The organism is Longicatena sp., assembly GCF_982403165.1.
Map to the genome: position 1 here is coordinate 1 of NZ_CEVYEL010000085.1, position 8187 is coordinate 8187.

At 38.8% G+C, this 8187-nt stretch carries 6 protein-coding genes; 1 reads left to right on the forward strand and 5 read right to left on the reverse strand.

Annotation, left to right across the window (positions count from 1 at the left end; translation table 11 throughout):
- Positions 1–42 precede the first annotated feature (42 nt).
- Genes fusA through rpsL form a run of 3 tightly spaced genes read right to left on the reverse strand, consistent with a single transcriptional unit; the run spans position 43 to position 3057 of the window.
- Positions 43–2121: an elongation factor G gene (gene fusA / locus AC1VS3_RS12270; RefSeq protein ID WP_008690124.1), complete on the reverse strand. Its 2079-nt coding sequence runs from the start codon at positions 2119–2121 to the stop codon at positions 43–45.
- Between the two features lie 14 nt (positions 2122–2135).
- Positions 2136–2606, reverse strand: coding sequence for a 30S ribosomal protein S7 (rpsG, locus tag AC1VS3_RS12275; protein ID WP_008690125.1), 471 nt, complete (start codon positions 2604–2606; stop codon positions 2136–2138).
- A gap of 25 nt (positions 2607–2631) precedes the next feature.
- Entirely contained in the window at positions 2632–3057 is a 426-nt protein-coding gene (rpsL, locus tag AC1VS3_RS12280) for a 30S ribosomal protein S12 (RefSeq protein ID WP_008690126.1), read from the reverse strand.
- 218 nt (positions 3058–3275) lie between these two features.
- Here rpsL and AC1VS3_RS12285 point away from each other — a divergent pair, with 218 nt between their 5' ends.
- Complete coding sequence (locus tag AC1VS3_RS12285; RefSeq protein WP_008690127.1) at positions 3276–4079, forward strand: HAD family hydrolase; 804 nt, start codon at positions 3276–3278, stop codon at positions 4077–4079.
- Positions 4080–4310: 231 nt separating this feature from the next.
- On the opposite strand, the gene brnQ is transcribed toward AC1VS3_RS12285, so the two are convergent.
- Complete coding sequence (gene brnQ, locus AC1VS3_RS12290) at positions 4311–5654, reverse strand: branched-chain amino acid transport system II carrier protein (RefSeq protein ID WP_008690128.1); 1344 nt, start codon at positions 5652–5654, stop codon at positions 4311–4313.
- 256 nt (positions 5655–5910) lie between these two features.
- Positions 5911–7893 (reverse strand): sensor domain-containing diguanylate cyclase, encoded by a 1983-nt coding sequence (locus tag AC1VS3_RS12295; RefSeq protein WP_008690129.1) that lies wholly within the window; start codon positions 7891–7893, stop codon positions 5911–5913.
- Positions 7894–8187: the final 294 nt, after the last annotated feature.

Genomic DNA, 8187 nt, shown 5'->3' on the forward strand with positions numbered 1-8187 from the left:
TTTCATGTATATTCTAATTCAAAGTTTTTATAAAAGCAACAATTAATTTTCAGAACTGTTGTTTTTAACGATTTTTTCCGCAATGCTCTTAGGAACTTCGCTGTAATGGTCGAATTTCATGGAATAATTTCCACGACCCTGAGTGAAAGAACGAAGATCAGTTACATAACCAAACATTTCAGACAATGGGATATGTGCCTTAACGATGATCGCATTTCCTCTTTCTTCCTGGTCAACGATTGCCCCACGACGTGAGCTAACATCACCCATAACGCTACCTAAGTATTCGTTTGGTGCAGTAACTTCTACCATCATGATTGGTTCCAGAATAACTGGTTTACACTTCTTAGCAGCTGCTTTCAGTGCCATAGAAGCGGCAATCTTATATGCCATTTCACTTGAATCGACATCATGGTAAGAACCATCGAACAATGTTGCTTTGATATCGATTACAGGGTAACCGGCAATAATACCGTTTTCTAATGCATCACGCAGACCTTCTTCGGTAGGTTTGATGTATTCACGAGGAACGCTTCCACCAACGGTAGCGTCAACGAATTCAAATCCTTTGCCTTCTTCCTGAGGTTCAAATTTGATCCATACGTGACCATACTGTCCACGACCACCGGACTGTTTGATGTATTTACCTTCACAATCAGCTGTTTCGCGAATTGTTTCACGGTAAGCAACCATTGGCTGACCAACATTTGCTTCTACCTTGAATTCACGACGCAGACGGTCAACGATGATATCCAGGTGAAGTTCACCAACACCGGCGATAATCGTCTGTCCTGTTTCCTGATCTGTATAAGTTTTGAATGTAGGGTCTTCTTCAGCAAGTTTTGCCAATGCTAAGCCCATCTTATCCTGGTCAGCTTTAGTTTTAGGTTCCAGACTCAATTCGATAACTGGTTCTGGGAATTCCATACTTTCCAAAACGACTGGATCATTTTCAGCACACAGAGAGTCACCTGTTGTCGTTACTTTCAAACCAACGGCAGCAGCGATGTCACCTGCATAAACTTCTTCGATTTCTTTACGAGAGTTTGCATGCATCTGAACGATACGTCCGAAACGCTCTCTCTTACCTTTGGTAGAGTTCAATACATAGCTTCCCGATTTTGCTGTACCGGAGTATACACGGAAGTAAGATAACTTACCTACGAATGGGTCCGTAGCAATCTTAAATGCTAATGCAGAGAATGGTTCATCATCACTTGCGTGACGCTCTACTTCACTACCATCTTCCAATGTACCCTTGATAGCAGGGATATCTAATGGAGAAGGCAGATAATCAACAACTGCATCCAGAACCATCTGAACACCTTTGTTCTTATATGCAGAACCACACAATACTGGGAAGAAGTCACCCTTACATACCGCAATACGCAGTACACGTTTGATTTCTTCAACGCTTGGTTCTTCACCTTCCAGAACCTGCATCATGAATTCTTCATCGTAATCAGCCAGATATTCCAGCAATTTTGCACGATATTCTTCTGTCAGATCTTTCAGATCTTCAGGAATTTCTTCAATCTTGATGTCAGTTCCTAAGTCGTTTGTATAAATTTCAGCTTTACGCTCGATGATATCTACGATTCCAGAGAATGTAGATTCAGCACCGATTGGCAGCTGGATTGGGCAAGATTTTGCCCCTAAACGATCAACGATCGTCTTGCAGGACATCAGGAAATCAGCTCCTGTTGCGTCCATTTTGTTACAGAATACGATTCTTGGTACGCCATAAGTCGTTGCCTGACGCCAAACGGTTTCCGTCTGAGGTTCTACACCGGCTTTTGCATCCAATACTGTTACCGCACCATCAAGTACACGCAATGAACGTTCAACTTCAACTGTGAAGTCTACGTGGCCCGGAGTGTCAATGATGTTAATACGGTGACCCTTCCATGCTGCTGTTGTGGCAGCGGAAGTAATGGTGATACCACGTTCCTGTTCCTGTGCCATCCAGTCCATCGTTGAAGCACCATCGTGGGTTTCACCGATTTTATGGTTAACACCTGTATAATACAGGATACGTTCTGTTGTTGTAGTTTTACCAGCATCGATATGAGCCATGATACCAATGTTACGAGTCTTTTCTAATGAATACTGACGTGGCATAATGAACTCCTTTCTTACCAGCGGTAGTGAGCAAATGCCTTGTTCGCTTCTGCCATCTTATGAGTATCCTCACGTTTTTTCACAGATGCACCGCTTCCGTTAGCAGCGTCCATGATTTCAGCAGCAAGTCTTTGCTCCATAGTTTTTTCACTACGCAGACGAGCGTAGTTAACGATCCAACGCAGACCTAAAGTCAAACGTCTTTCAGCAGATACTTCTACTGGGACCTGGTAGTTTGCACCACCTACACGACGAACTTTCAGTTCCAATAATGGCATAACGTTTTCTAAAGCTTTTTCGAAAACTTCCATTGGTTTTTCATTTGTTTTTACTTCAATAATATCAAACGCGTTGTACAGAATCTTCTGAGCAACCCCTCTTTTACCATCAATCATGATTTTGTTGATCAAACGAGTGACCAGCTTGGAGTTGTAGATAGGATCTACTAATACATCACGTTTTGCTACATGTCCTTTTCTAGGCATTGAAATTTCCTCCTTTCACAATTGACTATTTCTTTTTCGCTTCTTTTGGTTTTTTAGCACCATACAGAGAACGGCTCTGGTTACGGTTAGCAACACCGGCACAGTCCAAAGTACCACGAATGATGTGATAACGAACACCTGGTAAGTCCTTAACACGACCTCCACGGATCATTACAACACTATGCTCCTGTAAGTTATGTCCGATTCCTGGGATGTAAGCTGTAACTTCCATACCGTTGCTCAGACGAACACGGGCATATTTACGCAACGCAGAGTTTGGTTTCTTAGGTGTCATGGTACCAACACGGGTACATACACCACGTTTCTGAGGTGCGCTCAGGTTAGTAGGACGTCTTTTCAATGAGTTATATCCTCTATTCAGAGCAGGTGACTTAGAAACGTTCACGCTCTGTTCACGACCTTTACGAATTAATTGGTTAATTGTTGGCATAATATCCTCCTTTCGCAAACACACATTTCCGGGTGTGTCATTTTGAAGTGTAAATTTAGTTCCCGCTGTTGGGGAACCCTAAAAATCCACTTGCCTATCTATCTTAAATCAACTGAAATCGGATGTCAACACCTTTTTTCTATTTTCTTTGAAAAATGCCCATTCTTTTAGTATAATGACAACGGTATGATTACATACAGGAAAGAGGAAGTTTATTTATGGCTTACAAAATCGCTTTTTTTGACATGGATGGGACCATGTATCAAACAGAAAACGACATTATTCAACAGGCAAATCTGGATGCACTGCGCAAGTTAAAAGAACAAGGCGTGCTGGTATGTGCAGCTACCGGAAGACCTTTGAATCAGATGCACCTGATCTTAGAACGCATCCCCTATTTTGATTATATGGTATTGATCAATGGCGGTTATGTGTTGGATGCACAACAAAATCTGTTATTTGAAAATCCCTTAGCAAGGGAAACCACACAGGATATCGTTGACTGGTGCGAGGAACAACAGAATGGCTTGATGTTTCATTTTGGCGATGCATCGTATATTTACGACAGCTTTTATCCATTATATGACTTTTGCAGAGATCATCATGTATTGGATTATTTATTCTATGATGAAAACCGCAGTTATCACAAACGTCATAATGCATATAATTCTGTCATTATGACAAAGAATCAGCGTGCATTGGATACTTTCTTAAAGCAGCACCCGATGCTGCGCAGTGATCTGATTGAAGTAGCTGAAGATCATTTCTGTTACGATGTCTTCAATGCAAATAATGATAAATTTGTTGGCATTTCTCAGGTATTGCGAAAGGAGAACCTCACTTGGGAGGAATGTGTCTGCTTTGGTGATAGTACAAATGATATTAAGATGCTGGAAATGGCAGGGATGGGCGTTGCCATGGGGACTGCCAGTGATTATGTGAAATCCTTCGCGGATATGGTTACCGCTTCTGTCTATGAGGAAGGCGTTGCCAAAGGGTTAAAGAAAATTTTTCAATTCTAAGACACTGCCTTATATTGATGCAGGTGGCACAACTTGTATTATCGCAAACACTTGCTGTTACCATTAAGAAGGCTTATGAAAAGGATAGCGCCAGATGCGTATTGTCGGGCACTATCCTTTTTTATTCAGTAAGATGTCATTACTTATTGCTTTGGAAAATATAAATAGAGGAAGAAAAGCAACTGTATGATGTATGATGATTTTAATATAGGTTATGCATTAGAATAAGCGTTATTCCTGTGCGGCAGCAGCACTAGCTGCTGTTTTATTTAGGAAAGGCAAAGCACCAAGAATACTGCCAATAGCTCCTGGAAGTACCCAACCTAAGCCCAACTCATAAAATGGCAATTCTCTTACCCAAACACTCACACTGCCTAAAGATAAACCGGCTGTGTCTAAGCCATATAAAAATGCAACAATAAAGGTAAATCCCATGCCAACGATATAAACACTTTTACGATGTTTAATAAAGCGGCGCATAAAAGATAACAAAATCAGCGTAACCGTAACAGGATAAATAATTAATAATATTGGTAATGCGATTTTAATAAGCTGACTCAAACCGACATTCGATATCACAAAACTGAATAAACAGACAAAAGCAGCAATTTTCTTATAAGAAACACGTGGCAATAATGTCTGAAAATAATCAGAAAAGGAAGTTGTCAAACCTATGGCAGTGGTAAGACAGGCAAATAAAACAGCAATTCCCAAAATGATACCTCCAACACTGCCAAATAAATGATTAGTCACTGCATGCAGCAAGCTACCACCATTTTCAAATGGTGTAATCGTCATAGCTCCCACATAGGTCAGCATAAAATAAACGATACCTAAAAAAGCCGCAGCACCTAATCCACATAAAATGGTATATTTCGCAATTGCTTTTTTATCACTGACACCATATCCACGAACTGCTGTTATTACTAAGATAGCAAAGGCCAGCCCTGCCGGTCCATCTAATGCATTATATCCCTCAATCATACCTTGAAAAAATGGTATATCCACATAAGCTCCCTTCGCTTGTGTCATCGTTCCAAAAGCTAAGGGTTCTTGTGATTGCGGATACAATAAGGTTGCGATAAAGATAGCGAAGATACTGATCAGTAATACAGGCGTCAAATATTTTCCAACGACATCGACGATTTTACTAGGATTAGAACTTAAATAATAGGTCAATCCAAAAAATATCGCCGTAAACAAAAAGGAAAACAGCATTCGATTATTATTTCCAAGATAAGGCAATGCCGCTATTTCAAAAGATACACTTCCTGTTCTTGGCAAGGCAAATAAAGGGCCTATTAACATATACACACAGATAGACAAAAATAATGCAAATTTAGGGCTTACCAATTTACCTAAGTCACTCATAGAATTACCAACCAGGACAACAGCAGTAACTCCTAATATGGCAATTCCAGCATCGGTCAGAATAAAACCAGCCAAAGCCGCAAGATAGCTTGTTCCTGCTAATTGTCCCATGGCAGGTGGAAAAATCATATTACCAGCTCCAAAGAATATGGCAAACAGCATCATAGATACCGTTATTATTTGACGAAAAGTTAATGTTTTCATAATTCTTCTCCTTATGACATGCCTATACATGATAACGAAACCAAGTACAATTTGCAATCCCTACATGTAAAAAGATGCGTGATCGTAACTATCTTTTGCATTCTATTGCAAAAATAATTACAGATACACACATCTATTATCTTCTAACAGCATTTCAAAATAGATTTCATACGGTAATCTACATGAGTATTCTTATGTTCCTATTTATGTGCTTACCATCCGAATCACAGTCTGTTGTCTATAAGGATTATTTCAGTTATTCTCCATATATACGAAAACCATGGCGCCCATTTCGTTTTCTTGCATACATTGCTTCATCTGCTTTTTGATATAGTGTCATAAAATTATCGCCATGTTCCGGCGCCAAACAAGCTCCCAAACTGGCACTGATCGTTATGCCATCTACATTAAAACTAAGAGCATCGCTTAATTGCTGAAGTTTTTTACGCAAAGCTTCTCGATTGCAAATATCCTTTAAAAATAAGATATATTCATCACCGCCAATACGTGCACACAAGTCATGTGAACGCATTAAGCCGCGTAAGATTTGCGCTACATCACGTAATACTTCATCTCCCTGCATATGCCCCAATTTATCATTTAGCTGTTTGAAATTATCCAGATCCAACATGATCAAAGCATGCAGTTCCTCCTCCTGTTCCTGCAAAATATAATCTACTTTTTCTGCAATTGTCTTACGATTTAACAATCCTGTCAATGAATCACTCTCTAACTCCAACTGCACTTCTAATTCTCGACACTTGATTTTATCAATATCTTGAATCAAAACGAATGCCTTAATATGCTTTGTATAAGGATCTTCCATTAATTGTATTTCCGCTTTAGCCCAATAAATATGTTTTTTTACATCATAACGGCGATGCTCGCAAGTCACGACAAACTTTTTTTGATAGTAACAAGATAACAGATATTGGCGATCAAAGATGGTGAGGTATTTTTTGCGATCTTTTGCATAAACAAAGTTATTTGCCGCATATTGCGCGACAAAAGTAAAAGAACGACGTTTCGCAAATGGAATTTCAGGTATCACCGTGCTTTCCATCACCTCAAGCTGATCTTTGGTAATATCATATTCATAATAAGCAATCGCATTTGCCTTTTGATTTTCAAATATCTGTATCCATCGTTGGTAAGACAACTCCTGATCATATTCTTCCGTATAATCTTCATATGAAATGATAGATGTAACCGGATGTTTTTCCTTATCATATGTTAAAAAGTAATGTGCTTTTATCCATGCATAATCATCTCTGTCTTTTACACGCAATTTAAACATAGCACTTCCTTGTGGCACACCTTCCAGCATTGCATGATAGAACCGCATATATTCCTCTAAGCTTTCCTTTGCGACTAAATTCATGTTTTGCACACATTCGGGGACATTTTTAACTTCTGTATAATCCCCCAATACACGATCATCTGGGTCTCCCATAGACAATGTCTTTGTAGGAATATGATACCGCAACAATGTCTTATTCAACTGTTTCATCGCAATTCGATATTCCTGTTCACTGATACGTAATCTATCCTCAATCAGTTTGCGATCCGTGATATCAAAAACAGCTCCAAAGATATCATTACCTTCATACGCATAACGACATAACACCCATATAATAGAGCCATCTTTCTTAATACAACGATTTTCCTCCTCAAAATAATACGTATCAGAAGCGGTAATTTTATGACTTCTTATATCTTTTAGAAGTTGCATAAATTCATCAGGTAATACAATCTGTTGAATGTCTGAAATAGCATCCGTAGGATCATATCCAAAAGTCTTATTAAAATAAAGATTATGATAAAGTAGTGTCATACTCTCATCCAATGCCGCCTTAAATAAGCCACAAGGGATATTATTCGTTAATTTTTTATTTTGTAGACGATCATAGTTTTGTTTCATTTCAATGGCGAGGATATCATCAATATTCGTCATCAGAAACATTTGCCCAGTAGTTATGGTCGATATCTTTTGTAGACGATAATATGCATGATGATTTGTTGTTTTTACCAACTGCAAATCAAAAGCTGTTTGTTTTGTATGTGACCAATCACAGAACTGCGAATAATTCACCACAACGTTCTTCATCCTGTTGGTAGAGGGTAATCCTGTTTCACGTTGCATGTAAGATGATAAATATAATATTTCATTTTCTCTATCTACAGCACCCGCATACTTCAGAATTTCCATTTGATGCAATATATCTGTTGAAATTGACATCATTGGCACTTCCCTTCATATAACTTGTGCATTATAACACATTAAAAATAGAAAAAGGAATTTCTAAAACGATTTCTGTATAAGATAAAATGATGATATGTAATCACGAGTGTTCATCTTGTTTTTTTAATGCTTCATACAAAATATTAGAAATAACGAATTGTCAATAACGGCCTTGCACTACGTTTTCCTCAAAATGGAAAGGAGGCCTTTTATGAGGGATATTTTTGGCTTTCTACCTCTATATAGAAAAAAACCTGTCCTTCTCAGAACAGGTCTTCCTACCTGGCAACG